Source organism: Streptomyces sp. 351MFTsu5.1, assembly GCF_000383655.1.
Classification (GTDB): domain Bacteria; phylum Actinomycetota; class Actinomycetes; order Streptomycetales; family Streptomycetaceae; genus Streptomyces; species Streptomyces griseorubiginosus.
In genome coordinates this window covers 1-24,950 of sequence record NZ_KB911795.1, presented here as the reverse complement: position 1 = coordinate 24,950, position 24,950 = coordinate 1, and the positions used below count along the sequence as shown (strand labels likewise).

Here is a 24,950-nt window from a genome sequence, read left to right as displayed (position 1 = left end):
TCTGGCTGGCATGACGATTCAGACAGCCAAGCTCAGCGACCCGGCCGTCCGCGCCTTCGTCTCCGCCGTCAACGCCCATGACCGCGAGGCCTTCCTGGCGCTGCTCGCGCCCGGCGCGACCATGGCGGACGACGGCAGGGACCGCGACCTCGACGACTGGATCGACCGGGAGATCTTCTCCTCCCGCGGCCACATGGACGTCGACAACGAGTCCCGGGGCGGCCGCGACCTCATCGCCCGCTACAGCAACGACACCTGGGGCGAGATGCGCACCAAGTGGCACTTCGAGGTCGGCGAGGACGGCCGGATCTCGCGCTTCGAGACCGGCCAGGCGTAACGCTTGCCTTGGTGTGCGCTCCAACTCCTAGTCTCCGGCCATGGAGACCAACAGGACACTCGGCCGCAGCGGTATCGAAGTGAGCGCCCTCGGCTTCGGCTGCTGGGCCATCGGCGGTGAATGGCAGAACAGCGAGGGGCAGCCCCTCGGCTGGGGCAGGGTCGACGACGAGGAGTCCGTACGGGCGGTCCGGCGCGCCCTCGACCTCGGCGTCACCTTCTTCGACACGGCCGACGCCTACGGCACCGGGCACAGCGAACGGGTCCTCGGCCGTGCCCTCGGCAAGCGCCGCGACGACGTCGTCCTCGCCACCAAGTGGGGCAACGTCTTCGACGAGGAGACCCGCACCCTCCTCGGCGCGGACGACACCCCAGCCCACGCCCGCCGCGCCCTCACCGCCTCCCTGGACCGCCTCGGCACCGACCGTATCGACCTCTACCAGTTCCACATCTCCGACGCGGACCCCGAGCGTGCGGCCGAACTCCGCGACACCTGCGAGGAGTTCGTGCGCGAAGGACTGATCCGCGCCTACGCCTGGAGCACCGACGACCCGGCCCGCGCCGCCGTCTTCGCCGAGGGGGAGCACTGCGCCGCCGTCCAGCACGCGCTGAACGTGATGCAGGACGCCCCCGAACTGCTCGCCCTGTGCGAGAAGTCCGGCCTGGCGAGCATCAACCGCAGCCCCCTGGCCATGGGCCTGCTGGCCGGCAAGCGTCAGGGCCCCCAGGACACGGGCGACATCCGCAGCAACCCCCCGGCCTGGCTGCCGGGCTTCGGCGACGGTGCGAGTGCCGACCCGGAGTGGCTGCGGAGGATCGACGCGCTGAAGGACATCCTCACCAGCGAGGGCCGTACCCTCGCGCAGGGCGCCCTGGCCTGGATCTGGGCCCGCAGCCCCCGGACGATTCCCATCCCGGGCTTCCGCTCGGTGGCCCAGGCGGAGCAGAACGCGGGAGCGATCGCGAAGGGACCGCTCACCGCCGACCAGGTGACCGAGGTCGACCGGATCCTGGCACGGTGAGCGGTCCAAGTCCTACCGGGTGTACGACTGTTGCTGCTCGGTCAGCGTGATGTGCCCCGCCCTGATCGTGGCCAGCCGCGGTGCCCGCCGTGCGATCGACGAGTCATGCGTGACGAGGACGAACGTCAACCCGTACTCGTGCCAGAGCCCTTCGAGCAGCGCCATGATCTCGTCCCGCATGGACTCGTCGAGGTTGCCGGTGGGCTCGTCGGCCAGCAGCACCTTCGGCTTCTTCACCAACGCCCGTGCGATCGCGACCCGTTGCTGCTGTCCGCCGGACAACTCCGAGGGCGCGTGCGTGAGTCGCTCACCGAGCCCCACGGACCGCAGCGCCTCCGCCGCCCGTTCCCGGCGTTCGGCCGGTCTGACTCCCAGCGGGACCAGCGCGGTCTCGACGTTCTCCTGGGCGGTGAGCGTCGGGATGAGGTTGAACGACTGGAAGATGATGCCGATCTTCTCGGCCCGCAGCCGCGTCAGCCTGGCCTCGCCGATGCGCGCGAGGTCGACGCCGTCCAGCTCGACGCTGCCCGCGGTCGGCCGGTCGAGCCCGCCGATCATCTGGAGCAGCGTGGACTTGCCGCCGCCGGTGGGGCCCTGGACGACCAGCTGGTCGCCGTCCTCGATGGTGAGGTCGACACCGCGCAGGGCCTCCACGGTCTCCTTTCCGCGTGTGTAGCGCTTGGTGACGCCCGTGAGTCTGTACATGAGAGCTCCGTCGAGAAGTGCGTAGCGAGGAGGTGAGGGGGTGAGGGGGTGAGGGGGTGAGGGGGTGAGGGGGTTACGACACGCTGCGCAGCGCGTCCGCGGGCCGCATCCGGGACGCCCGCCACCCGCCCATCGCCCCGGCGATCAGACCTCCGGCGACCGCGAGACCCACCGCGAGCACGATGGTGGTCATCGAGACCGGCGCGGACAGCGCGATCTCCATGGTGTTCTGCGAGGCCTGCCGGCCGGGGCCGCCACCGCCCGGTCCGCCGCCCGTTCCACCCCCGCTGTTCCCGAGCTGCGCGGTCAGCTTGGGGCTGATCGCCGTGACCGCGTAGGCGGCCGCGAGGCCCAGGCCGATACCGAGGGCCCCGCCGAGCAGGCCGTTCACCATGGACTCGCCGACGACCTGCCGGGTCACCCGGCGGCTCGGCCAGCCGAGCGCCTTCAGCGTGCCGAACTCCCGGACCCGGCGCGAGACCGCCGAGGAGGTCAGGAGCGCGGCCACCAGGAACGCGGCCGCGAGGACGGCGATCGACAGCCACTTGCCCACGCTGGTTGCGAGGTCGGAGGCGGTGGACAGGGACCCGGAGACGGTCTCGGCGAGATCCGCGGAGGTCGTGACGGTCGTACCGGAGATGTTCTTCTGGATCGCCGACTTGACGGCGTCGATCTGCTTCGAGTCGCTCGCCTTGACGTAGATCGTGGTGACCTGGTTCTTGGCGTCCGCCAGCGTCTGCGCCTGCTTCAGGGGCAGGTAGACGTCGGTGGTGGACTCGCTGCTGTCGGGCGTCGCGATGCCGATGACCGAGTACTTGGTGCCGGAGATCGTCAGGGTCTTGCCGACCTTGAGGGAGTTCTCCTTGGCGTACGACGCGCTGACGACCGCGACCTTCGCGTTGCTCTGCGCGGCGGTGAAGGTCTTGCCGGTGGTGATCTTCGAGCCGGCCAGCGGGCCGAGGGTCTGGTCGCCGACGTCCACGCCGGTGACGGAGTAGGAGTTCACGTCGAAGTTCGCGCCACCGCCCCGGACCTGGGGAGGGGCGGTGCTGTCACCGCCGGAGCCGGGACCGCCCTGGCCGCCGCCGCTCCCGCTGTTTCCTCCGGAGCTCTGCGCCTTGCCCTGGGTGAAGGACCCGTCGACCTTGGTGACGTTCAGCGTCAGCGCGCCGACCGCGCCGGCCACGCCCTTCTGCTGCGTGACCTTGGTGACCACCGAGGACGCCAGGGCCTGACCGCCCTGGGTCATCACACGGTCGGAACTCTGCGTCGTGTCGCTGCCGTTGGAACTGGCGTCGAACTGGAAGTTCGGTCTGCCCGAACTCCCGGACGTCGGGGCCGACCTGGTCTTGGTGACGGTCATGTCGGTGCCGAGGCCGTAGAGCGACTTCAGGACCTTGCCCTGCGCCTGCGTCATACCGGCCGACACCGAGTTGACGGTGATGACCAGGGCGATACCGAGCGCCAGACCCAGTGCGATCACCAGGGCCGCCTTCTTGCGCCGGCCCAGCTCGCGCTTGAGATAGATGCCAAACATCCCGTTCCTCGAAGGTTCTTGGCGCCCGCTGCAGGCGCGCCCTCAAGGTAGGGACGGCGTATTGGGGGGTCCTGAGGAAGCGATAGGTGCAGGCTGAGAAGGGATGTGGGTGAGCTGAGAATGTGTGCGGCGGTCGTCCACGGCCCGGTGCGCACCTCGCGGTCCCACGCGAGATCCACCCCCACCCGGGCCATGGACGACCGCCGCCTCCCCCCTCGGGCGAGGTCTACGGAATGCCGCTCCCCAAGTGTGAAGCTCCTGTGGAGGGCGTGTGACGAGCATAAGCCTCCGACCAGTGCCGGTGGGCATGGAATGACACATTCCGCTTGTAGAAATCGACCGTCCCGCCCCCGCCCCGGGACGGCTCAGCCACGCCCCACGTACGGCATCGCCGTCGCCAGCACCGTCGCGAACTGCACGTTCGCCTCCAGCGGCAGCTCCGCCATGTGCCGGACCGTGCGGGCCACGTCGGCCACGTCCATCACGGGCTCCGGGACGACCTCCCCGTTGGCCTGGAGCGCCCCGGCGCCCATGCGCGCGGTCATGTCGGTCGCCGCGTTCCCGATGTCGATCTGCCCCACCGCGATGCCGTACGGCCGCCCGTCCAGCGACAGCGACTTGGTGAGGCCGGTGAGGGCGTGCTTGGTCGCGGTGTAGGCGACGGAGTGCGGCCGGGGCGTGTGCGCCGAGATCGACCCGTTGTTGATGATCCGGCCGCCCTGCGGATCCTGCTCCTTCATCTGCCGGTACGCGGTCTGCGCGCACAGGAACGCCCCGTTCAGGTTGGTGTCCACCACGTGCCGCCAGGCGTCGTACGGCAGTTCCTCCACCGGCACCCCGCCGGGCCCGAACGTCCCCGCGTTGTTGAACAGCAGGTCGACCCGCCCGAACCGCTCCACGACGGCGGCGAACAGCGCGGCCACGTCCCCGGGTTCCGAGACGTCCGTCCGTACGGCGAGCGCGGCGCCCTCCGGCACGAGGGATGCCGTCTCCTCCAGTGCCCCGCCCCGCCGCCCGGCCAGCGCCACCGCCCACCCCGCCCGCAACAGCTCCACGGCAACCGCCCGCCCGATCCCGGAACCCGCCCCGGTCACGACGGCGGTCTTCGCATTGTTGGTGTCCATGGCCCCGCAGCGTAGGACTCCGTCGGTGGGGCGGGTGGTGTGGGGGAGGGCGCGGGGGTGTTGCCGTGGGGGTCGGTCGGGGCGAGGTCGGCCGGGGTGGTGCTGCCGTCGGGAGGGCGGCGGGGCGGCCGGGGCGGTGGTGCCGTCGGGAGGTGGCGGCCGGAGTGCGGTGTGCCCGTCAGCCCCTCCCGGGCGGTCTTGCCGTCAGCCGTCGGAGTTCCCCCGGACGGTCCAGCCGTCGGCACTGGTCGTGAGAGCCCCGGTGGGCCCGGCCGGGGGATCGGTCCCTGAGATCTGCGGGGCAGGGCGGCCCCCGAGGCCGGTCGGTCAGGTCGGACGCGCGGTGGGTCGGCCCCCTCACACGCCCTCGCCGCACCGCCCCCACCCACTCACACCGACGTGACGCTCTCCCCAGCCCGCTCTCCCGGATACCGGACGCCGATCCGGTCCCGTACCGCGTCCAGGGTGCGCATCACCGCGATCGTGCCCTCCAGGGGGACCAGCGGGGACTCGGTCTCTCCGGCCCGCAGGGCTCGCATGACCTCACGGGCCTCGTGCTTGAGGCTGTTGCGCGGGCCGTCGGCCGGGTCGGCGGCGAACTCCTCCGGGTCGCGCCCGTCCCGGTGCAGCACGAAACGGTCCGGGTGGAAGAAGCCGTCCGGGATGTCGATCCGGCCCAGCGAGCCTGTGACCGAGGCGATCGTCGCGGTGCCGCCGGTCAGGGAGCAGTGCAGCGAGGCCAGCGCCCCGCCGTCGTAGGACAGCAGCGCGCCCGTCTGGAGGTCGACGCCCTCCTCGGACAGCACCGCCTTCGCCACGACGTCCGACGGCTCCCCGAGCAGCAGATGCGCGAACGACACCGGGTACACGCCGAGGTCCAGCAGCGCACCCCCGCCCTGCGCGGGATCCCGCAGCCGGTGCGCAGGCGGGAAGGGCCCGGCGAGCCCGAAGTCGGCCTGCACGGTACGCACCTCACCGATCGCGCCGTCGTCGACGAGGGCCTTGAGGCGCCGGATCAGCGGGTTGCAGTACATCCACATGGCCTCCATGAGGAAGCGCCCGCCGTCCTTCGCGAGCCCCACCAGCTCCTCGGCCTCCCGCACGTTCAGCGTGAACGCCTTCTCGCACAGGACGTTCCGGCCGGCGCTCAGACAGAGCCCGGCGGCCGCGCGATGCGCCGCGTGCGGGGTTGCCACGTACACGACATCGATGTCCGCGTCCTCGGCGAGGGCGCCCCACTCGCTGTACGCCCGCTCGATCCCGAACCGCTCCGCGAAAACCTTCGCCGACGCCTCGGAGCGCGAGGCCACCGCGACCACCTCCGCGTCCGGCAGATCCACCAGGTCCGCGGTGAACGCGGCCGCGATCCCGCCCGTCGCCAGAATCCCCCAGCGCACGCTCTGCTCCGTCATGCCCGGCTCCACCCTCGCTCACCTGACCGTCGCCACCTTGTACGAGCTGAGAGCATAGGTGGCCGGGGGTCCGCGGGGTCCCCCGGGACAACGCGGTACACGGAGAGGGAGGGGCACATGCCCGAGCGAGGGCACCTTGAGCAGCCGGACCGAGTCGAGGGGGCGGGACTGCCTGACATCGACGTGGCGGCCGCACCGAACACCGAGGGGACGGCCGTACCCGAGCCGACCGCGCCGACGACCGCCGTGCGCCGCACCGGCCTGCTCGTCACCCTGCTCCTCGGCGGGCTCACCGCCACCCCGCCGCTGGCGATGGACATGTACCTGCCGTCACTGCCGCAGGTCACCGAATCCCTGAGCGCCCCCGCCGCCACCGTCCAGCTCACCCTCACCGCCTGTCTGCTCGGCATGGCGCTCGGGCAGCTGGTGGTCGGCCCGATGAGCGACCGCTGGGGCCGCAGGCGTCCGCTGCTCGCCGGTCTCGCCGTGTACGTCGTCGCCACCGCGCTGTGCGCCGTCGCGCCGACCGTGGAGTTCCTGGTCGGCTTCCGGCTGCTCCAGGGCCTCGCGGGCGCTGCCGGCATAGTGATCGCCCGGGCCGTGGTCCGGGACCTCTACGACGGGGTCGCGATGGCCCGGTTCTTCTCCACCCTCATGCTGATCGGCGGGGTCGCGCCGGTCGTGGCGCCGCTGGTCGGCGGACAGATCCTGCGGGTGACGGACTGGCGGGGCGTGTTCGTGGTCCTGACCGGCGTGGGGGCGCTGCTCGCCGTCCTGGTGTGGGCCAGGCTCCCCGAGACCCTCCCCGCGGCCGACCGGCACACCGGCGGCGTCGGCGACGCCCTGCGCTCGATGCGCGGGCTCCTGGCCGACCTGCCCTTCACCGGCTACATGCTCACCGGCGGCTTCGCCTTCGCCGCCCTGTTCGCCTACATCTCGGCGTCCCCGTTCGTCATCCAGGAGATCTACGGCGCCTCCCCGCAGACCTTCAGCCTGCTGTTCGGCGTGAACTCGGTCGGGCTCGTCGTGGTCGGGCAGTTCAACGGCAAGGTGCTGGTGGGACGGGTCGGCCTGGACCGGGTCCTGGGCGTGGGCCTGCTGATCGTGACCGCGGCGGCCACGGCCCTGCTGCTGATGGCGACCGGCGTCTTCGGCGAGGTCGGGCTTGCGCCCGTGGCCGCCGCGCTCTTCGTCCTGATGTCCGCGATGGGCGTCACCCTGCCCAACGCCCAGTCCCTCGCCCTCCTGCGCACCCGGCACTCCGCGGGCTCCGCGTCCGCCCTGCTCGGCACGTCCTCCTTCCTCATCGGCGCGGTCGCCTCCCCGCTGGTCGGGATGGCCGGGGAGCGCACGGCCGTCCCGATGGCGGTCGTCCAAGTGGCGGCAGCACTGGTAGCGCTCCTGTGTTTCATGGCAATGTGCCGTCCCTGGAACAAGCGTGCGACTGAGGACCCGAGAACGGAGGCGAAGAGCTGAGCGCACCGAAACTGCGCACCGACACACCGGAGCGGGCCGGACTCGACCGCGAGGAGCTCCGGCACCTCGTCAGGGACTTCCGGATCCTCACCACCGGCCGGCGCCCCTGGGCCGCCGGAGCCGTCCTGGCCGCCGGGCGCGGCCCAGTGATCGCCGTGGAGGAGGCCTCCGGCTGGGCCGTCCGCTACGCGTCCTACGACCCCGAGGCCGACGCGGGCGTCGAACTGCCCCCGGAGCGCCGCGTCCCCGCCCGCGTGGACACCCCCTTCGACCTGGCCTCCCTCACCAAGCTGTTCACGGCGGTGGCGGCGGTGCAGCAGATCGAGCGGGGCACGCTGGGCATCGACGCCCGGGTGGGCGCGTACCTGCCCGACTTCACGGCCGCCGCGACCCACGGCATCACCGTCCGCGAGCTGCTCACCCACACCTCGGGCCTGCGCCCCGAGCTCCCGCTGTACGACTGCGCCGACGACGAGGAACGCCTCGCCCTGCTGCGGGCCGAGCCGCCCGTCGGCGTCCCGGGCACCTACACCTACTCCGACCTCAACCCGCTGCTCCTCCAGCACGTCCTCGAACGCATCACCGGCCGGCCGCTCGACGTGCTCGTCCACGACGGCATCACCCGGCCGCTCGGGATGACGTCCACCCGCTTCGGCCCCTGCCCGGAGGCCGCGGCCACGGAGGACCAGCGTCGGGCATGGGCCAAGGCCGACCGGGGCATGGTGCGGGGTGTGGTCCACGACGAGAACGCGTGGGCGCTGGGCGGAGTGGCGGGCCACGCGGGCCTCTTCTCGACCGCCCGGGACCTAGCGGTCTTCTGCCGGACCCTGCTCGCGGGCGGCTCGTACGGCCCGGCCCGCATCCTGGGCCCCGACTTCGTGGAGCTGCTGCTGACCCCGCCGGGCCTCGGCTTCGCGATCGACCAGAAGTGGTTCATGGGCGAGCTGGCGGGCCGGGGAGCGGCCGGCCACACGGGCTTCACCGGCACCTCCCTGGTCCTGGACCCGGCCACGGACACTTTCGTCGTGCTCCTGGCCAACACGGTCCACCCCCGAAGACGCCCACCGGACAACCGCCCGAGGGCGGAGATCGCGACGAGGGTCGCGCGGGCGGTGCGGGAGACGTGACGGGGAGGTGACCGGGGCCGGGGCGTGACCCGGGGCCGGGGGCTGACCGGGCCGGGGCGTGGCTGAGGCCGGGACGCGCTGGGCCCAGGAGGTGCCCGGGGACGGGACCGCTGACCGGGACCGGGAGGTGACCGGGGTCGCGCCGTCGCTGGGACCGGGGCGTGGCTGAGGCCGGGACGCGCTGGGCCCAGGAGGTGCCCCGGGACGGGACCGCTGACCGGGACCGGGAGGTGACCGGGGTGCGCCGTCACCGGGACCGGGGCGTGACGGGGAGCGGCAAGTGGCCGTGACCGAGCCATGACCGGGACGGGGACGCGACCGGGACGAGGGCTCGTACGTGACCGGGCCCCCGAGGCGGCCGGGAAGCCGTCGGATCCGCCCCGCGTCCGGCCGCCCATAGAATCTCCGGGTGACCGCCCCCGCACTCCCGTCCGAGACCCTCCGCGCCGCCCTCGCCGGCCTCCTCGACGGGCTTCCCCCGAAGCAGGCGGCCCAGGCGGTGGACCGGCTGATCGCCAACTACCGCGGAGCCACGCCCACGGACGCCCCGATCCTGCGCGACCGGGCGGACGTGGCCGCGTACGCCGCCTACCGCATGCCCGCGACCTTCGAGGCGGTCCACGCGGCGCTGGAGGCGTTCGCCGAGGCCACCCCGGGCTGGACCCCCGCGGGCCATCTCGACGTGGGCGGCGGCACCGGCGCGGCGACCTGGGCGGTGGCCGCGACCTGGTCCGGCGACCGCGAGGTCACCGTGCTCGACTGGTCCGAACCCGCCCTCGCCCTCGGCCGCGAGATCGCCGCCGCGCACCCGGCGCTGGGCGAGGTGCGCTGGCAGCGGGCGAGGATCGGCAAGGAGCTCACCCTGCCCGCCTCGGACCTGGTCACGGTCTCCTACGTCCTCAACGAGCTGACCCCGGCCGACCGGACCGCCCTCGTGGACGCCGCGGCGGCAGCGGCCCAGGCGGTCGTGATCGTCGAGGCCGGCACCCCGGCCGGCTACGCCCGTGTCATCGAGGCCCGCGACCGCCTGATCGCCGCCGGCTTCCGGATCGCCGCGCCCTGCCCGCACAGCGCGGCCTGCCCGATCGTGCCCGGCGAGGACTGGTGCCACTTCTCGGCGCGGGTCAGCCGCTCGTCCCTGCACCGCAAGGTCAAGGGCGGCTCCCTGCCGTACGAGGACGAGAAGTTCAGCTACGTCGCCGCGACCCGCCTCCCTGCCACCCCGGCCCCCGCCCGGATCATCCGCCGCCCCCAGATCCGCAAGGGCCAGGTCCTCCTCGACCTCTGCGAACCCGACGAACACCTGACCCGCCGCACGATCACCAAACGCCACGGCGACCTGTACAAGACGGCGAGAGACACCGCATGGGGCGCCCCATGGCCCCCACCGAACCACTAGCCCGGCGCGGACGAGGCCACTGGAGCCGTCCATTCTCCGCGAGACGCACCGTCTTGTCAGCTGGTAGGTTCGCCCCATGGCCACCCAGAAGTCCAAGCAGCCCGCCCCCGACGCCACCCGCCGCAGTGAGAAGTCCCGTCGTGCCATCTACGACGCCGCCCTCGACCTCGTCGCCGAGGTCGGCTACCCCCGGACCACCGTCGAGGGCATCGCCGCCCGCGCGGGCGTCGGCAAGCAGACCATCTACCGCTGGTGGTCCTCGAAGGCGGAGGTACTGCTGGAGGCCTTCCTCGACCTGAGCGAGCAGGCCGCACAGGAGGCCGCCCCCGGCGAGCCGTACGCCATCCCCGACACGGGAGACCTCGCCGCGGACCTCAAGGCCGTCCTGCGCATGACCGTCGACCAGCTCAAGGACCCCCGCTTCGAGGCCCCCTCCCGCGCCCTGGCCGCCGAAGGCGTCGTCAACGAGCAGGTCGGCCGCGTCTTCGTGGCCAAACTCCTCGAACCCTCGCTCCAGTTGTACGTCGACCGCGTGCGCGCCGCCCAGGAGGCCGGCCAGGTGCGCCCCGAGGTCGACCCCCGCATCGCCCTCGAACTCTGGGTCTCCCCGCTCGCCCAGCGCTGGCTCCAGTACACCGGCCCGATCTCCTACGACTACACCGACACCCTCGTCGACTACGCCCTGCACGGCCTCGCCCCCCGCTGAGCCCGCTGAGCCCCCGCACATATCCGCTCCGGGCCCCCCGAAGCGGAGGAAGATGGGACCATAAGGCATGCTGTTTGGACGACAGCGAGGCGAGGGCGATAGATGAGCGCGGAGTCGGGGGGCCGGACGGGCCTGCAGGGCAAACTCTCCCAGTGGCTGCGCGGACGCCGGCCCAAGGAGGCCGCCGCCGCGGACGACGGCGGCCGTGAGTCCCTGCTGCTGGCCGCCGCCTCCGCGGGACTTCCGCTCGCGCCCGCCGCGTATCCCACCGCCGACTACCGGTGTTCGTGCGACCGCGTCGGCTGTCCCACGCCCGCGCGGCACCCCGTGTCCTTCGCCTGGCAGACCCAGTCGACCACCGACCGGGCGCAGATCGAGCGCTGGTCCCGGAACCAGCCCCAGGCCAACTTCATCACCGCCACCGGCATGGTCCACGACGTCCTGGACGTCCCCCTGGAGGCCGGCCAGGAGGCCCTGGAGCGGCTGCACGCCGCCGGCGTCGAGGTCGGCCCGGTCGCCGAGAGCGACGACGGCCGGCTCCTCTTCTTCACCCTCACCCGCGGCACCCCCGAGGACGAGGACGAGTGGTGGCCGTGCGAGCTGGACTGCCACCCCGAGACGGCGGACGAACACCCCGGCCTGCGCTGGCACTGCCGCGGCTCCTACGTCCTCGTACCGCCCGCCCGGCTGCCCGGCGACCAGGCCGTGCACTGGGTCCGCGGCCCCGAGCACCCGCTGCCCGACCCGCTGAGCCTGCTGGAGTTCCTCACCGACGCCTGCGCCCGGCACGCCGGCCAGGAACCGGACCCCGCGAACACGGCCTGGCCCCTGCGCCGGTAGCGGCTCCTCAAGGCCCGCCAGGACCCTGCGCGCTACGAGCCGCTACGACCCCTCCGCGGACGTCAGCCCCTGGATCCGCCCGAGCACGGCGACCTTCCCGCCGTCCGCGCCCTTCGCCGGGTCGAGAGCCACCTCGTTGGAGACGAACTCCATCGTCAGCGACTGCTTGATCTCGCCCTTGGTCAGCGCGAGCGCGGCCTCGCCGGGGGAGGGGATCGCCGTACCGACGTGTGCCGTCTGCTTCACGTAGTGGTGCGTGGCGAAGAACACCAGCGCCCCGCCGTCCGCGGTGCGCAGCGCCAGCGGGGCGTAGGCGTCGTTCGTCAGCGGTTCGTCGATGTACTGGGTGGCCAGTCCCGGCCGGGTGGCGCCCTTCGCCCGGTCCGCCCGCCACCCGCTGGTGTGGGCGCCGTCCGCGAAGACGTCCCCGCCGTCCTTCAGATAGCCCGCGTAGTCCTTGCTCAGCTCCTCGGGCGCGGCGGCCAGGTCGGCCGAGTTCGCCGGAACCGCCTCGGCCCAGCCGTCGGCGTCCTTCTTGAACTCCGGCACCTTGCCCTCGGCCACCAGCGTCAGATACGCCACCTGGAACGGCTCGTTCACGCCGTTGCGGGTGAACACCAGCAGCCAGCGCGCGGTGCCGCCCTTGTTGCCGGCCGCGTCGGCGACGAACCAGCGCGGCCAGCCCGCCTTCTTCGGGATGGTGTACGTGACGTCCGACAGCTTCAGCGGGGTGTGCGTGGTGTTGCCGCCTGGGCTGGTCGTCTTCCCCGCCTTCAGCCGCGCCGCGTCGATGGCGCCGAGCGCGCCGGTGACATGCGCGGCGTCCAGCGAGCTGTCGTACGCCTTGTCCGCCGCGTTGTACGCGTTCGTGAACTGCTCCAGTGCCTTGGCGGCCTCCGCCTTGGTGGTGGCGGGCAGCACCTCCCGCTCGCCGTGCACCACCACGCATCCGCTCGCCGTCATCGACAAAGCGGTCACCGAGACTGCTGTCAGCGCGCTCCGGTCAAGCCTGCGGGGCCTTCGAGGGCCGCGATCCCTGCTCATCAGGTGCCTTCACCTTCCCCTTCCCGGAGGCGAACCCTACCGGGAGCAGGAACAGCACGAGCGTGGGGATCAAGTACAGCAGCCACACCGTGACCTGAAGCTTCGTCGGGTCCGGCTGGAAGTTGAACACGCCCTTGAGGAGGGTGCCGTACCAGCTGTCCGGCGGGATGGTGTCGCTGATGTCGAAGAGCTTGTCGTACAGGCCGGGAAGCCAGTTCGCCTCCTGGAGGTCGTGGAAGCCGTACGCCAGCACGCCCGCGGCCACCACGACCAGCATGCCGCCGGTCCAGGTGAAGAACGTGGAGAGGTTGATGCGCAGGGCGCCGCGGTAGAACAGCCAGCCCAGGACGACCGCCGTGAGGATGCCCAGGGCCGCCCCGATCAGCGGGCGCGGGGTGCCGTCGCCGGCCGCGTGCACGGACGTCCACACGAACAGGGAGGTCTCCAGGCCCTCGCGGCCGACGGCGAGGAACGCGGTGGCGACCAGCGCGCCCGTGCCCATCTGGAGGGCGACGTCCAGCTTGTCGTGCAGTTCGGACTTCAGGTGCCGGGCGGTCCGCTTCATCCAGAAGACCATCCACGTCACCAGGGCGACCGCGAGGACCGACAGGGAGCCGCCGAGCGCCTCCTGGGCCTCGAACGTCAGCTCCTGGGAGCCGAATTCGAGCGCGCAGCCGAAACCGAGGGCGAGCGCCACCGCGACCCCGATGCCGGTCCAGATGGGCCTGAGGGCGTCCCTGCGGCCCGTCTTCACCAGATAGGCGATGAGGATGCAGACGACGAGAGAGGCTTCCAGGCCCTCGCGCAGACCGATCAGGTAGTTGGAGAACACGGGTCAGGCCTCCTTGGAGAACAGCGTGCGGCCCCACCAGTCGTCCTTGTCGCGGACGCCGGGCGGGACGGCGAAGACCGCCGAACCCACGTGCTGGATGTACTCGTTGAGCGCGTCGGTGGCCAGATGGCGCTGAATGCGGATGAAGCCCTCGCGGACGTCCTTCATGTACGCCAGGAAGAACAGCCCCGCGTCCAGCCGGCCCAGACCGTCGGTGCCGTCGGTGAAGGAGTAGCCGCGGCGCAGGATCGTCGCCCCGCCGTTGGAGTCGGGGTGCGCGAGCCGGACGTGCGCGTCGGGCTTCATCGCCGGCAGGAACGGCTTGTCGCGCTCCTTGGCCTTGCCGACCGGGGCGCCCTCGCCCTTGTCGCGGCCGAAGACGTCCTCCTGCTCCTGGAGCGAGGTGCGGTCCCAGGTCTCGATGTGCATGCGGATCCGGCGGGCGACGAGATAGGAGCCGCCCTTCATCCAGCCGGGCCCCTCGGCCCAGACGAACTTCTCCAGCCGGTCCGTCTCGGTGCCCGCGATGTTGCGGGTGCCGTCCTTGAAGCCCATCAGGTTGCGCGGGGTCTGCGCGTCGGGCGTGGTCGAGGACGTCTTGCCGAAGCCGAGCTGCGACCACTTGATGACGACCTTGCCGAAGCCGATCCGGGCCAGGTTGCGGATCGCGTGCACCGCGACCTGCGGGTCGTCCGCACAGGCCTGCACGCACAGGTCGCCGCCGCTGCGGTTTTTGTCGAGGTTGTCCCCGGCGAACTGCGGGAGGTCCACGAGCGCCTCGGGCCGCTGCCCCGCCAGGTCGAACTTCTCGAACAGGGACGGGCCGAAGCCGAGGGTGAGCGTCAGCCGCGACGGCTTCAGCCCCAGGGCCTCCCCGGTGTCGTCCGGCGGCGCCTCGGCGAGACCGCCGTACGCCCCCTCGCCGACCGCCTTGCCCTCGGTCATCCGCCGGGCCGCGGCCGTCCAGTCCTTGAGCATCTGCACGAACTCGGCGCGGTCCTCGGTCGTCACGTCGAACGCGGCGAAGTGCAGCCGGTCCTGCACAGGCGTGGCAATACCGGCCTGGTGGGTGCCGTGGAAGTCGACGGCGGCGCCCGCCTCGGCGGCCGTCGGCTGGAGGTCGTCGCCGTCCCGGGTCAGCGCGACGGCGCCCCCGGCCGCGGCGGCACCGAGCGCGAGCCCGGCTCCGCCCCAGCCGATGAGCGCGCGGCGCGAGGGAGCCGGGGCCTTGTCTGCGTCGGTCATGGCCCCTGCCTCAGGAGGACTTGGTGACGACGGCGGCGGCGAGCTTGGACAGCGGCTCGGCGAGCGCGTTCACCCCGTCCGACAGCTGCTTGCGATCGGCGTCGCCGACCTTGTCGTACGAGGTGAAGTCGTACGACGTCTTGTCGGCGCGGTACTTGTCGAGCAGCGTGTTCAGGGCGGCGAACTGCTTGTCCAGCTCGGTGACCAGGGCCTTGTTGTTCTCCTGGGCGACCGGCTTCAGCAGCTCGTAGGACTTCTCGGCGCCCTCGACGTTGGCCTTGAAGTCGACGAGGTCGGTGTGGGAGTAGCGCTCCTCCTCGCCGGTGACCTTGCCGGTGGCGACCTCGTCGAGGAGTTCCTTGGCGCCGTTGGCCATGGAGGTCGGGGTGATGTCGGCCTTGCCGACCCGCTTCTGCCAGTCGGTGAGGTCGGTGATCAGCTGGTCCGCGAGGGTCTTGTCCGCGGCGGTGATCTTCTTGTCCTGCCAGAGGGACTTCTCGAGGCGGTGCCAGCCGGTCCACTTCTGGCCGTCCTCCAGGCCGTCCTCGCGGACATCGACCTTGGGGTCGATGTCACCGAAGGACTCCGCGACCGGCTCGGTGCGCTCCCAGCCGATGCGGGAGGGGGCGTAGGCCTTCTTGGCGGCTTCGAGGTTCCCGGCCTTGACGGCGGCGGCGAACGTCTTGGCCAGCGGCAGCGTGGCGTCGGCCTGCTCCTGCGCGTACTGGCGGTAGGCGGCGACGGCCGAGTCGAGCCGCGGGTCGCGCTTGGCGGCACTCCCGCCGGTGGCCTTCACGGCCTGGCGGATGCCGTCGCCCTTCATGCCGGGCTTGCAGGCGATCGTGTAGTCGCCGGCCTTCACCTCGGCGGTGACCTTGTGCTTGGTGCCGGGGCCGATGTTCTCGCGCTCGGTGACGATCCGGTCGTCCGGGAAGAGGACGTAGACCTCGGTGACCTTGGAGCCCTTGTTCTCGATGGCCAGCTCCACGTGGCCGGCCGGGAACTCCTTCTTGGAGACCTCGCACTTGCTGTCGGTGGCGGTCACGTCGATCACGCGGTCGCTCTCGCCGGAGCTTCCCTTCTCCGTGCACCCCGAGACGGCGGTGAGGGCCGCCACGGCGGTGGCGGTGACGAGGGACAGTCTGACGGCACGCATGCAAGCTCCTGAGGGTTGGTGAGGCTCGCCTAACTTATCTGAGCCTTACCTGAAAATGGCTTAAAATAATCGTCAAGGGCAAGTCAAGGGAGATTCAAAGGGGGTGGGTCGGGGATGCCGCGTGACCCTCGCGCCTGCATGACCGGCCTGGCGCGGGTGCTTCAATTCCCCCGTGAGTGACTACGACGTGCTGCGCGTCTTCTGCGCGCCGAACGGCGGCTACGGCAACGAGCTGGGCGTCGTCCGTGAGGGATCCGTACTGCCGGAGCGGGACGAGCGGCAGGAGTTCGCCGCCAAACTCGGCTTCAGCGAGACCGTGTTCGTGGACGACCCCGAGCGCGGTGTCATCGACATCTACACGCCCTCCGCGCGGCTCGCGTTCGCGGGTTACCCGTGCGTCGGCGTGGCCTGGCTGCTCGACGTGCCCGAACTCGTCACGGCCGCCGGGGTCGTGGGAGCGCGGCTCGACGGCGAGTTCAGCTGGATCGAGGCGCGGGCGGAGTGGGCGGCCCCGCGGACGTTCCGGCAGTACGGCTCCGCCGCCGAGGTCGACGACCTGGTCGTCCCTCCCGCCGGTGAGTGGATCTACGCCTGGGCGTGGGAGGACGAGGCCGCCGGCCGGATCCGGGCCAGGGGATTCCCCGGCCGGGGCGACGGGGTCGACGAGGACGAGGCGACCGGAGCGGCGGCCCTCCAGCTGACCGACGAACTGGGCCGGGCCCTGAACATCACCCAGGGCGCGGGCTCCCAGATCCTCACCGCCCCCCAGCCGTACGGCTGGGTCGAGATCGGAGGCCGCGTCGTCCTGGAACGCCAGCCGGAACGCTAGGCCTGTCCGGCGGAACATGCAGGCATCGGCACGGTTCCCCGCGGCCGGCCTGATCCGCCGCCGAGCCCTAGGCGCTGAGCGGGAACTCCTCGCCCAGAGCCCGGAAGACGGTCGTGTTCAGGGCGAACGCCTTCCTGCACTCGGCCACCACGCGCTGCTTCTCCAGGTCGTCCGCACGGACCGCGTCCAGCAGCTCGCGATAACCCCGCTTGAAGGCGGCGGGGTTGGGGATCTCCTCGAAGACGTAGAAGCGGACGCCGTCGCCCTTCTTCTCGAAGCCCCAGGTCCTCTCCGCCCTGTCCCGGATGATCTGGCCGCCGGAGAGATCGCCGAGGTAGCGCGTGTAGTGGTGGGCGATGTAACCCGCGGGCCAGGTCTCGGCGCACTCGCGCACCCGGTCCGCGTACGCCCGCGTGGCGGGCAGCGCCGACAGTCCCGCACGCCATCGCGGCCCGCGCAGGTGCGCCAGGTCCCGCTCCAGCGCCCGCAGCCGGAACAGCTCCGGCCGGATGAACGCGCCCGCCACCGGATCCGACGCCAGCCTGTCGGTGCCGGTCTCCAGCGCCTCGTAGACGAACCACAGCTGCTCGGTGTAGCGGGCGTACGCCTGCACGCCCAGCCGGCCGCCCAGCAGGTCGCTCATGAACGTCGAGGTCTCCGCCTCCACGTGCTGCTCGTGGGACGCGGTACGGATGAGTGTCGAGAACGAGTCCATACAGGACATCCTCTGAAGTTAGGCTTACCTAAGTCAATAGGTTTACCGACGCTCTGTCGGTAAAACCGTACAAGAAAAACCCGCCCCCGGCAGAGGGCGGGTCCGGTCCGGTCCCGGTCAGGGCAGCGTCAGGATCTCCGCCCCCGTCTCCGTCACCACCAGCGTGTGCTCGAACTGGGCCGTGCGCTTGCGGTCCTTCGTGACGACCGTCCAGCCGTCGTCCCACATGTCGTACTCGTGCGTGCCGAGCGTCAGCATCGGCTCGATCGTGAAGGTCATCCCGGGCCGCATCACCGTCGTCGCGTGCGGACTGTCGTAGTGCGGGATGATCAGCCCCGAGTGGAACGACGAGTTGATGCCGTGGCCCGTGAAGTCACGGACCACGCCGTAGCCGAAGCGCTTCGCGTACGACTCGATCACCCGGCCGATGATGTTGATCTGGCGGCCCGGCCTGACCGCCTTGATCGCGCGGCTCAGCGACTCCCGGGTGCGCTCGACCAGCAGCCGGCTCTCCTCGTCCACGTCCCCGACCAGGTACGTCGCGTTGTTGTCGCCGTGCACCCCGCCGATGTACGCCGTCACGTCGAGGTTGATGATGTCGCCGTCGCGCAGCACCGTGGAGTCCGGGATGCCGTGGCAGATCACCTCGTTGACGCTCGTGCACAGGGACTTCGGGAAGCCCCGGTAGCCGAGCGTCGACGGGTAGGCGCCGTGGTCGCACATGTACTCGTGCGCCACCTTGTCCAGTTCGTCGGTGGTCACCCCGGGCGCGATCAGCTTCGCCGCCTCCTCCATCGCCCGCGCCGCGATACGGCCGGCGACCCGCATCGCCTCTACGGTCTCCGGGGTCTGCACCTCGGGACCCGTGTACGGCCGCGGCGCGGGCTTGCCGACGTACTCGGGGCGACGGATGTTTCCGGGCACGGAACGGGTGGGGGACAGCGCCCCGGGCACGAGCAGTGACTGGCCAGACATGCCGACGAGTCTATCCAGCGCCGATGGGGGAACATGTCGGTGGCGAGAGGAGCGGGACATGCCCTTGTTCAAGAAGCGCACGGCCGGCAAGCCGGGCGAGTGGTACTACTGCCTCCAGCACAAGCGGGTCGAGGAGGGGCCGGACTGCCCGGCCAAGGACCGCTTCGGCCCCTACGCGAGCCGCGCGGAGGCCGAGCACGCGATGGAGACGGCACGCGAGCGCAACCTGGAGTGGGAGAACGACCCCAAGTGGCACGACGCCCCGGCGGGGGGCCGCGAGGACGACTGATCAGACCCGGGCGGCGGCCCGCTGTTCCCTGACCCGGGCCGCGTGCTCGTCCGTGCGGGCGTCGTACGTCATCAGCTTCGGCAGACACAGGGCCAGCAGGCCCACCGCCCCCGCGCACAGCACCCCGCCCGACCAGACCGAGGCCCGTACACCCCACCACGCGGCGAAACCACCGCTGCGCACCTGGCCGACGGTCGGGCCCACCGAGTACGACAGCAGTTCGATCCCGGCGAGCCGCCCCCGCAGCTCGTCCGGGATCGTCTGGTTCCACATGATCCCCCGGAAGATCCCGCTGACCATGTCGCAGCCGCCCGCCACGGTCAGGAACAGCAGGACCAGCCAGACGTTGCTCATCACCCCGGCCGCCGCGATCGCCAGACCCCACAGCGCCGCGGCCAGCACCACCATCCGCCCGTGCCGGTGGATCCGCCCGGTCCAGCCGCTGACCAGGCTCACCAGCAGCGCGCCCAGCGGGACGGACGCGTACATCAGGCCCAGCGACCACTCGGCGTCCAGCTCGTCCGCGAGGAACGGCAGCACGGCCAGCGGCATCGCCAGGAACATCGCCGCCAGGTCGACGGCGTAGGTGCCGAGCAGCTCCTTGCGGCTCCACGCGTACCGGGCACCCTCCGCGATGGCCCGCAGCGACGGCCTGGCCGCCTCGTGGGAGGCGGGGGCGGCCGCGATCCGCACCACCAGCGCGACCGAGACGAGAAACGTCAGCAGGTCGGCGCCGTACGCCCAGCCGAGCCCCGCGTAGGCCACCACCACACCCGCCAGGGCCGGTCCCGCGACCCCGCCGACCGTCCAGCGGAAGGAGTTCAGCGAGGCCGCCGCCGGCAGGTGGTCGTGCGCCACGATCCGCGGCCACAGCGAGTCCAGCGCCGGGCGCTGCACCGAGACCAGGCCGGAGGACAGCGCGGCGACGACGTACAGCGGCCACACGGCGGGCTCCGGCAGCAGCGCGTTCAGCAGCAGAACCGCGCTCAGCAGACCCTGGCCGACCTCCGTCCACACGATCAGCTTCCGCTTGTCCCAGGCATCGGCGAGCGCGCCGCCGTACAGACCGAACACGAGCAGCGGGACCAGCTCCACGGCACCGATCGCACCCACCGCCGCGGCCGAACCGGTGAGCTCCTTCAGCTGCACCGGCAGCGCGACGAAGGTCAGGAAGCTGCCGAAGTTCGAGATCAGCCCCGAGTACCAGAGCCGCCGGAAGTCCCGGGAGGCCCGCCAGGGGGCGAGGTCCGGGAGCAGCGCACGGAGGCCGGAAGGGGGTTCGGGGATGTCGTCGGTCACGAAGGGCCATGGTCCGGGCACGGACTCGGCACGGGCAACCGCTTTTCGGGCCGCCGGCCCCGGCCGCGGCCACGCTCACCGGCGGGTCGGCCGCGCCTGCTCACCAGCGGGTCGGCGGCGGGGCCGTCAGGTGGTCGGCCAGCCGGGAGAGGCGGTCCCACCAACGCCGTTGGCCCCGCGGGGCGGGCACCGCGTTCTCCCCGGCCGCCGCACTGACCAGGTGCTGCACGGTGTCCAGGTCCAGCTCCGTGCCCTCCGGCACGGCGAGCGACTCATGGGCCATCGCGGGGAGCTCACCCTCGTCCGGCCCCAGGGCGAGGATCGTCGCACCGGCCCGCCGGGCGTCGTGGACGTGCTCCAGCAGCGGGGCGTCCGGGTCGGCCGGGGAGACCACGAGGAGGGTCTCACCGCGCCGGGCCGCGGCCAGCCGGCCGGGACCGACGGACAGGTGCGCGGGGTCGGAGGGGCGCGCGTCGTGCCGTACGAGAGTCGGGGCCAGCTCCGGAGTTCCCGACCACGCCGCCTCGTCCACCAGATGGGCCGCCAGGTGCCACGGCTCGTACTCCGGGGTGCCGACCAGGAGCAGACCGCCCCCGTGCGAGACCACGGAACCGCGCAGCACACCCCCGAAACGGCGGGTGGCCCCCCACCACTCGGTCCCGGCGAGCACCTCGCGCAACAACGCGACCCGTACGGCGTCCATGGAGCCGCATACTGCCTCAACCGGTCCGTAGCGACCGGCGGTTCACCCCGGATTCCCCCGAACCGGGCAAGGCGGGCGGCGGGCGTTCCCATGTGTGTTCCGGTGGGCGTCCGTGACGCAGCCCACCTGGGCGGCCCGGGTCGGCGGGGCGCACGTAAGGTCGGCCCATGACCTCTAGCGACAGTGCACAGAAGGCTCCCGCCAAGGACCCGTGGGACCTCCCCGACGTCTCCGGGCTCGTCGTCGGCGTGCTCGGCGGAACCGGCCCTCAGGGCAAGGGCCTCGCCTACCGGCTCGCCAGGGCCGGACAGAAGGTGATCATCGGCTCCCGGGCCGCCGACCGCGCGCAGGCCGCCGCCGCCGAACTCGGCCACGGCGTCGAGGGCGCCGACAACGCCGAGACCGCGCGCCGCAGTGACATCGTGATCGTCGCCGTGCCCTGGGAGGGCCACGGCAAGACCCTGGAGTCCCTCCGCGCGGACCTCGCGGGCAAGCTCGTCGTCGACTGCGTCAACCCGCTCGGCTTCGACAAGAAGGGCGCGTACGCGCTGAAGCCGGAGGAGGGCAGTGCGGCGGAACAGGCGGCCGCCCTGCTTCCCGACTCCCGGGTCACCGCCGCCTTCCACCACCTGTCGGCGGTACTCCTCGAGGACCCGGCGATCGAGGAGATCGACACCGATGTGATGGTGCTGGGCGAGGAGCGCGCGGACGTCGAGATCGTCCAGGCGCTCGCCGGGCGCATCGCGGGGATGCGGGGCGTCTTCGCGGGCCGGCTGCGCAACGCCCACCAGGTCGAGGCGCTCGTCGCCAACCTGATCTCGGTGAACCGGCGGTACAAGGCGCATGCGGGGCTGCGGGTCACGGACGTGTGAGGGGACGCGAGGGGGACGCGAGGGGGACGCGAGGGGACGTGAGGGGACGTGACGGGATGGGGGACACTGGTCGTCGCAGTGCAGCAGTGTCCCCCTGACAGGAGCCCGTCGACATGCCCCGCCTCGCCCTCTACGCCCTCGCCGTCTGCCTCCTCGCCGTGGCCGCGGCGGTCGTCTCCTTCGTCCAGGGCAGCTGGCTCGGGATCGTGTGGGTCCTGCTGGCGGGGCTGTCGTCGAACATGTGCTGGTACTACCTGAAGCGGGGGCGGGGCGCTCAGCTCCAGAAGCGGTAGAGGCTCCAGCCGTACGACGCGTCGTACTCGCTGACGCCGAGACCGCGCAGGACCGCGTCGACCAGGTCGAAGAACACGGCGTTGACCTGGGGCACCCAGAGCAGGGCGAACACGAACAGCAGGCCGAAGGGCGCGAAGGGTTCGATCTGGCGCTTGACGCCGTGGGACAGCCAGGGCTCGATCACGCCGTAGCCGTCCAGGCCCGGGACCGGCAGGAAGTTCAGGATCGCGGCGGAGACCTGGAGCAGGGCGAGGAAGGCCAGCGCGACGCGGAACTCCCAGGGGACGCCGTCGAGGGCGTGCAGCCAGAACGGGGCCGTGCAGGCGATCGCGAACAGGACGTTGGTGAGGGGGCCGGCCGCGGAGATCAGGCTGTGCCGCCAGCGGCCGCGGATCCGGTCGCGCTCGATGAACACCGCGCCGCCGGGGAGGCCGATGCCGCCCATGATCACGAAGATGACGGGGAGCACGATGCTGAGCAGGGCGTGTGTGTATTTCAGAGGATTCAGCGTGAGGTAGCCCTTGGCGCCGATGGTGATGTCACCGCTGTGCAGCGCGGTGCGGGCGTGGGCGTACTCGTGCAGGCACAGGGAGACGATCCAGGCGCCGGTGACGAAGAGGAACACGGCGATACCGGGCTTCTCGGCGAAGCCGGTCCAGGTGGCCCAGCCGGTCACTGCCGTGACGGCGACGATCCCGAGGAACACGGGGCTGATCCGCCGGTCGCTGTGGCGGGTGGTGGCGGTGGTCATGGGGCTCCCTGTACTCGCGGGGGGACGGCCCGACGGTACCGGGCATGTGGGGGAACGTGTGGGGGTGGGGCGGGGGTTCCGGTTGTCGGTTGTCTGCGGGGTGGGTGGGGGCGGGCGTTTTGCGCAGTTCCCCGCGCCCCTGAATGCCTGCGGCGGCCCGCCCGGCTTCGGTGGGGGCGTGCGTAGCGCGTTCCGTCCGGTGGGTGGGTCGGTGCCGGGGTGGGGGGTGTCCGTCCTCGGTCCGGCGCCTCGGTCTCTTTCCCAGGGCCCGGTTCCGGACGCCGGCCGCTGCGGGCGGACACCCCCCACCCCGTCCCCTTCACGCCGTACGCGGCCAACCCTCCGGTGGGGGCGGACGCGCGCGGCGGAACGGTCCGGTGGGGGCGGGTGCGCGCGGCGGAAGGGTCCGGTGGGGGGCAGGCAGGGACGGCTGACGGTCCCCTCATGGCGCAGGCCGACTGCAACTCCCCAGGGGCGCGGGGAACTGCGCGACCAGCCACGACGGATCCGCACCCGCCGAACAACCGCACCCGGCACCCCCATAGGCGCCCGGCCCAAGCCCAGCGCAGCGGGGGCGCGACCAGCCACGACGGACCCGCACCCGCCCAACAACCGAACCCGGCACCCCCTCACCCCCCCCGACACCCCGTGCCAATAACTCCGTGACCGCCCCCGACCTCAACAGAGACAATGGGACCGTGCGCTATCGCATCCTCGGCACCACCCAGGCACTCCGCCCCGACGGCACCTCCGTTTCCGTCGGTGGTGCGCGGCTGCGTGCTCTTCTGACCGTGTTCGCGCTGCGGCCCGGCCGTACCGTCCCGGTGAGCGTTCTCGTGGACGAGGTGTGGGACGGGGAGCCGCCCGCCGACGCGACCGGCGCGGTGCAGGCGCTGGTGGGGCGGCTCAGGAGGGCGCTCGGGGCGGAGGCCGTGGGGTCGGTGGACGGCGGCTACCGGCTGGCCGCCGCCCCGGACGACATCGACCTGCACCGTTTCGAGCGGCTCGTCGGCGACGGCACGCGCGCCCTCGCCGACCACGACCCCGCGAAGGCCGCCGCGGTCCTGGACGACGCCCTCGCCCTGTGGCGCGGCCCGGCCCTGGCCGACCTGCCCGACCGCACGGCCCACGCGGCCCGGGCCGAGGCCAGGCGCCTGGACGCCCTGCGTGCCCGTCACGCCGCCGCGCTCGCCCTCGGTCAGGCCGAGCACTCGCTCCCGGAACTGACCGCCCTGTGCGACAGCCACCCCCTGGACGAGCCCCTCCAGGCCCTCCGGCTGCGCGCCCTGCGCGACACCGGCCGTACGGCGGAGGCGCTGGCCGCCTACGAGGACGTACGGCAGCTGCTCGCGGACCGCCTGGGAGCGGACCCGGGGCCCGAACTGCGCTCCCTGCACGGGGAGTTGCTGCAATCGGAGCCGGAACCCGAGCCGGAGCCGGTCCGTGCGCACCGCCCGCCGGCCGGCAACCTCCGCGCCCGTCTCACCTCCTTCGTCGGGCGGGAAGCCGATATCGAGGCCATCCGCGGGGACCTCGCGAGGGCGCGGCTCGTCACGCTGCTGGGGGCCGGCGGGGCCGGGAAGACCCGGTTGTCGCAGGAGGCCGGGGAGAGCGTGGGGGAGGCCGCCCGGGACGGGGTGTGGCTGGCCGAACTCGCTCCGGTGGACGATCCGGACGCCGTGCCCGAGGCGGTGCTGACCGCCGTGGGTGCCCGGGAGACCGTGCTGTACGGCGCCGGTGCCGAGGCGATACGAGCCGCCGGCAGCGAGCGGCACGACGATCCCGTGGAGCGGCTCGCCGAGCACTGCGGCAGGCGGCGGATGGTGCTGATCCTCGACAACTGCGAGCATGTCGTCGACGCGGCGGCCCGGCTGGTGGAGAAGCTCCTTGAGCACTGCCCGGGCCTGACCGTGCTGGCCACCAGCCGTGAACCCCTCGGTGTGCCGGGGGAGTTGCTGCGTCCCGTGGAGCCGCTGCCGCAGCCCGTCGCACTGCGGCTGCTCGCCGACCGGGGGGCCGCGGCCAGGCCCGGGTTCCGGGTGGAGGAGGATCCGGAGGCGTGCGCCGAGATCTGCCGGCGGCTCGACGGGCTGCCCCTCGGTATCGAGCTCGCCGCCGCCCGGCTGCGGATGCTGACGCCGCGCCAGATCGCGGACCGGCTCGACGACCGGTTCCGGCTGCTGACCTCCGGCAGCCGTACCGTCCTGCCCCGGCAGCAGACCCTGCGGGCCGTCGTCGACTGGTCCTGGGACCTGCTCGACG

25 protein-coding genes are annotated in these 24,950 nt (G+C 72.2%); 12 read left to right on the top strand and 13 right to left on the bottom strand.

The window, feature by feature from the left end; translation table 11 throughout:
* Positions 1-10 precede the first annotated feature (10 nt).
* Together H295_RS0134780 and H295_RS0134775 are read left to right on the top strand one after the other, a co-directional pair.
* Complete coding sequence (locus tag H295_RS0134780) at positions 11-337, top strand: hypothetical protein (protein WP_020139977.1); 327 nt, start codon at positions 11-13, stop codon at positions 335-337.
* Positions 338-377: 40 nt separating this feature from the next.
* Positions 378-1,358 carry an aldo/keto reductase gene (locus H295_RS0134775; protein WP_028810018.1) on the top strand — a complete coding sequence of 327 codons (981 nt, stop codon included), beginning with the start codon at positions 378-380 and terminating at the stop codon, positions 1,356-1,358.
* Positions 1,359-1,370: 12 nt separating this feature from the next.
* Here the strand turns inward: H295_RS0134775 and H295_RS0134770 are convergent, their stop codons facing one another.
* The 4 genes from H295_RS0134770 to H295_RS0134755 form a co-directional block, all read right to left on the bottom strand.
* Complete coding sequence (locus tag H295_RS0134770) at positions 1,371-2,063, bottom strand: ABC transporter ATP-binding protein (RefSeq protein ID WP_020139975.1); 693 nt, start codon at positions 2,061-2,063, stop codon at positions 1,371-1,373.
* Between the two features lie 73 nt (positions 2,064-2,136).
* The gene (locus H295_RS0134765; protein ID WP_020139974.1) at positions 2,137-3,600 is read right to left on the bottom strand and encodes an ABC transporter permease; all 1,464 of its coding nucleotides are present in this window, start codon (positions 3,598-3,600) and stop codon (positions 2,137-2,139) included.
* A gap of 365 nt (positions 3,601-3,965) precedes the next feature.
* Complete coding sequence (locus H295_RS0134760; RefSeq protein WP_020139973.1) at positions 3,966-4,724, bottom strand: SDR family oxidoreductase; 759 nt, start codon at positions 4,722-4,724, stop codon at positions 3,966-3,968.
* A gap of 389 nt (positions 4,725-5,113) precedes the next feature.
* Entirely contained in the window at positions 5,114-6,136 is a 1,023-nt protein-coding gene (locus H295_RS0134755; RefSeq protein WP_020139972.1) for a Gfo/Idh/MocA family protein, read from the bottom strand.
* A gap of 117 nt (positions 6,137-6,253) precedes the next feature.
* Between H295_RS0134755 and H295_RS0134750 the strand changes: the two genes are divergently transcribed.
* The 5 genes from H295_RS0134750 to H295_RS0134725 all read left to right on the top strand — a co-directional run bounded on the left by H295_RS0134750 (position 6,254) and on the right by H295_RS0134725 (position 11,684).
* Complete coding sequence (locus H295_RS0134750; RefSeq protein WP_020139971.1) at positions 6,254-7,612, top strand: multidrug effflux MFS transporter; 1,359 nt, start codon at positions 6,254-6,256, stop codon at positions 7,610-7,612.
* An 11-nt stretch (positions 7,613-7,623) separates the two neighbouring features.
* The gene (locus tag H295_RS0134745) at positions 7,624-8,739 is read left to right on the top strand and encodes a serine hydrolase domain-containing protein (RefSeq protein ID WP_420706283.1); all 1,116 of its coding nucleotides are present in this window, start codon (positions 7,624-7,626) and stop codon (positions 8,737-8,739) included.
* 409 nt (positions 8,740-9,148) lie between these two features.
* Positions 9,149-10,138, top strand: a complete 990-nt coding sequence (locus H295_RS0134735; protein WP_020139968.1) for a small ribosomal subunit Rsm22 family protein — start codon at positions 9,149-9,151, stop codon at positions 10,136-10,138.
* 76 nt (positions 10,139-10,214) lie between these two features.
* The gene (locus H295_RS0134730; protein ID WP_020139967.1) at positions 10,215-10,844 is read left to right on the top strand and encodes a TetR/AcrR family transcriptional regulator; all 630 of its coding nucleotides are present in this window, start codon (positions 10,215-10,217) and stop codon (positions 10,842-10,844) included.
* Between the two features lie 102 nt (positions 10,845-10,946).
* On the top strand, positions 10,947-11,684 hold the full coding sequence (locus tag H295_RS0134725; protein WP_020139966.1) for a bifunctional DNA primase/polymerase: 738 nt from the start codon (positions 10,947-10,949) through the stop codon (positions 11,682-11,684).
* A 42-nt stretch (positions 11,685-11,726) separates the two neighbouring features.
* Here H295_RS0134725 and H295_RS0134720 read toward each other — a convergent pair whose 3' ends face one another.
* Genes H295_RS0134720 through efeO form a run of 4 tightly spaced genes read right to left on the bottom strand, consistent with a single transcriptional unit; the run spans position 11,727 to position 15,961 of the window.
* On the bottom strand, positions 11,727-12,728 hold the full coding sequence (locus H295_RS0134720; protein ID WP_106961020.1) for a hypothetical protein: 1,002 nt from the start codon (positions 12,726-12,728) through the stop codon (positions 11,727-11,729).
* Positions 12,688-13,560, bottom strand: a complete 873-nt coding sequence (efeU, locus tag H295_RS0134715) for an iron uptake transporter permease EfeU (RefSeq protein WP_020139964.1) — start codon at positions 13,558-13,560, stop codon at positions 12,688-12,690. The genes H295_RS0134720 and efeU overlap by 41 nt, the downstream gene beginning before the upstream one ends.
* 3 nt (positions 13,561-13,563) lie before the next feature.
* Complete coding sequence (efeB, locus tag H295_RS0134710) at positions 13,564-14,805, bottom strand: iron uptake transporter deferrochelatase/peroxidase subunit (protein WP_020139963.1); 1,242 nt, start codon at positions 14,803-14,805, stop codon at positions 13,564-13,566.
* Between the two features lie 10 nt (positions 14,806-14,815).
* Positions 14,816-15,961: an iron uptake system protein EfeO gene (gene efeO / locus H295_RS0134705; RefSeq protein ID WP_020139962.1), complete on the bottom strand. Its 1,146-nt coding sequence runs from the start codon at positions 15,959-15,961 to the stop codon at positions 14,816-14,818.
* A 172-nt stretch (positions 15,962-16,133) separates the two neighbouring features.
* Between efeO and H295_RS0134700 the strand changes: the two genes are divergently transcribed.
* Positions 16,134-16,790 carry a PhzF family phenazine biosynthesis protein gene (locus H295_RS0134700; RefSeq protein WP_020139961.1) on the top strand — a complete coding sequence of 219 codons (657 nt, stop codon included), beginning with the start codon at positions 16,134-16,136 and terminating at the stop codon, positions 16,788-16,790.
* A 67-nt stretch (positions 16,791-16,857) separates the two neighbouring features.
* On the opposite strand, the gene H295_RS0134695 is transcribed toward H295_RS0134700, so the two are convergent.
* Positions 16,858-17,505, bottom strand: a complete 648-nt coding sequence (locus tag H295_RS0134695; RefSeq protein ID WP_020139960.1) for a heme oxygenase (biliverdin-producing) — start codon at positions 17,503-17,505, stop codon at positions 16,858-16,860.
* A 117-nt stretch (positions 17,506-17,622) separates the two neighbouring features.
* A complete protein-coding gene (gene map, locus H295_RS0134690) occupies positions 17,623-18,480 on the bottom strand; it encodes a type I methionyl aminopeptidase (RefSeq protein ID WP_020139959.1) in 858 nt (285 codons plus the stop codon).
* A 58-nt stretch (positions 18,481-18,538) separates the two neighbouring features.
* On the opposite strand from map, the gene H295_RS0134685 reads away from it, so the two are divergent.
* The gene (locus H295_RS0134685; RefSeq protein WP_020139958.1) at positions 18,539-18,769 is read left to right on the top strand and encodes a hypothetical protein; all 231 of its coding nucleotides are present in this window, start codon (positions 18,539-18,541) and stop codon (positions 18,767-18,769) included.
* Here the strand turns inward: H295_RS0134685 and H295_RS0134680 are convergent, their stop codons facing one another.
* Together H295_RS0134680 and H295_RS0134675 are read right to left on the bottom strand one after the other, a co-directional pair.
* Positions 18,770-20,068, bottom strand: coding sequence for an MFS transporter (locus H295_RS0134680; protein WP_020139957.1), 1,299 nt, complete (start codon positions 20,066-20,068; stop codon positions 18,770-18,772).
* A gap of 100 nt (positions 20,069-20,168) precedes the next feature.
* On the bottom strand, positions 20,169-20,771 hold the full coding sequence (locus H295_RS0134675; protein WP_020139956.1) for a hypothetical protein: 603 nt from the start codon (positions 20,769-20,771) through the stop codon (positions 20,169-20,171).
* Positions 20,772-20,938: 167 nt separating this feature from the next.
* On the opposite strand from H295_RS0134675, the gene npdG reads away from it, so the two are divergent.
* Positions 20,939-21,643 carry an NADPH-dependent F420 reductase gene (gene npdG / locus H295_RS0134670; RefSeq protein ID WP_020139955.1) on the top strand — a complete coding sequence of 235 codons (705 nt, stop codon included), beginning with the start codon at positions 20,939-20,941 and terminating at the stop codon, positions 21,641-21,643.
* A 113-nt stretch (positions 21,644-21,756) separates the two neighbouring features.
* Positions 21,757-21,936 (top strand): hypothetical protein, encoded by a 180-nt coding sequence (locus H295_RS0134665; RefSeq protein WP_020139954.1) that lies wholly within the window; start codon positions 21,757-21,759, stop codon positions 21,934-21,936.
* Here the strand turns inward: H295_RS0134665 and H295_RS0134660 are convergent.
* On the bottom strand, positions 21,918-22,688 hold the full coding sequence (locus tag H295_RS0134660) for a site-2 protease family protein (RefSeq protein WP_020139953.1): 771 nt from the start codon (positions 22,686-22,688) through the stop codon (positions 21,918-21,920). The genes H295_RS0134665 and H295_RS0134660 overlap by 19 nt on opposite strands.
* Positions 22,689-23,386: 698 nt before the next feature.
* On the opposite strand from H295_RS0134660, the gene H295_RS0134655 reads away from it, so the two are divergent.
* Positions 23,387-24,950: BTAD domain-containing putative transcriptional regulator (locus tag H295_RS0134655; protein ID WP_020139952.1), on the top strand; the 1,564-nt coding region annotated here is incomplete at its 3' end.

Excerpts from the sequence above, each read along its gene's own strand:
- H295_RS0134780 (WP_020139977.1), top strand. The coding sequence starts at position 11 with ATGACGATTCAGACAGCCAAGCTCAGCGACCCGGCCGTCCGCGCCTTC.
- H295_RS0134775 (WP_028810018.1), top strand. The coding sequence starts at position 378 with ATGGAGACCAACAGGACACTCGGCCGCAGCGGTATCGAAGTGAGCGCC.
- H295_RS0134770 (WP_020139975.1), bottom strand. The coding sequence starts at position 2,063 with ATGTACAGACTCACGGGCGTCACCAAGCGCTACACACGCGGAAAGGAG.
- H295_RS0134765 (WP_020139974.1), bottom strand. The coding sequence starts at position 3,600 with ATGTTTGGCATCTATCTCAAGCGCGAGCTGGGCCGGCGCAAGAAGGCG.
- H295_RS0134760 (WP_020139973.1), bottom strand. The coding sequence starts at position 4,724 with ATGGACACCAACAATGCGAAGACCGCCGTCGTGACCGGGGCGGGTTCC.
- H295_RS0134755 (WP_020139972.1), bottom strand. The coding sequence starts at position 6,136 with ATGACGGAGCAGAGCGTGCGCTGGGGGATTCTGGCGACGGGCGGGATC.
- H295_RS0134750 (WP_020139971.1), top strand. The coding sequence starts at position 6,254 with ATGCCCGAGCGAGGGCACCTTGAGCAGCCGGACCGAGTCGAGGGGGCG.
- H295_RS0134730 (WP_020139967.1), top strand. The coding sequence starts at position 10,215 with ATGGCCACCCAGAAGTCCAAGCAGCCCGCCCCCGACGCCACCCGCCGC.
- H295_RS0134725 (WP_020139966.1), top strand. The coding sequence starts at position 10,947 with ATGAGCGCGGAGTCGGGGGGCCGGACGGGCCTGCAGGGCAAACTCTCC.
- H295_RS0134720 (WP_106961020.1), bottom strand. The coding sequence starts at position 12,728 with ATGAGCAGGGATCGCGGCCCTCGAAGGCCCCGCAGGCTTGACCGGAGC.
- efeB (WP_020139963.1), bottom strand. The coding sequence starts at position 14,805 with ATGACCGACGCAGACAAGGCCCCGGCTCCCTCGCGCCGCGCGCTCATC.
- efeO (WP_020139962.1), bottom strand. The coding sequence starts at position 15,961 with ATGCGTGCCGTCAGACTGTCCCTCGTCACCGCCACCGCCGTGGCGGCC.
- H295_RS0134695 (WP_020139960.1), bottom strand. The coding sequence starts at position 17,505 with ATGGACTCGTTCTCGACACTCATCCGTACCGCGTCCCACGAGCAGCAC.
- map (WP_020139959.1), bottom strand. The coding sequence starts at position 18,480 with ATGTCTGGCCAGTCACTGCTCGTGCCCGGGGCGCTGTCCCCCACCCGT.
- H295_RS0134685 (WP_020139958.1), top strand. The coding sequence starts at position 18,539 with ATGCCCTTGTTCAAGAAGCGCACGGCCGGCAAGCCGGGCGAGTGGTAC.
- H295_RS0134675 (WP_020139956.1), bottom strand. The coding sequence starts at position 20,771 with ATGGACGCCGTACGGGTCGCGTTGTTGCGCGAGGTGCTCGCCGGGACC.
- npdG (WP_020139955.1), top strand. The coding sequence starts at position 20,939 with ATGACCTCTAGCGACAGTGCACAGAAGGCTCCCGCCAAGGACCCGTGG.
- H295_RS0134665 (WP_020139954.1), top strand. The coding sequence starts at position 21,757 with ATGCCCCGCCTCGCCCTCTACGCCCTCGCCGTCTGCCTCCTCGCCGTG.
- H295_RS0134660 (WP_020139953.1), bottom strand. The coding sequence starts at position 22,688 with ATGACCACCGCCACCACCCGCCACAGCGACCGGCGGATCAGCCCCGTG.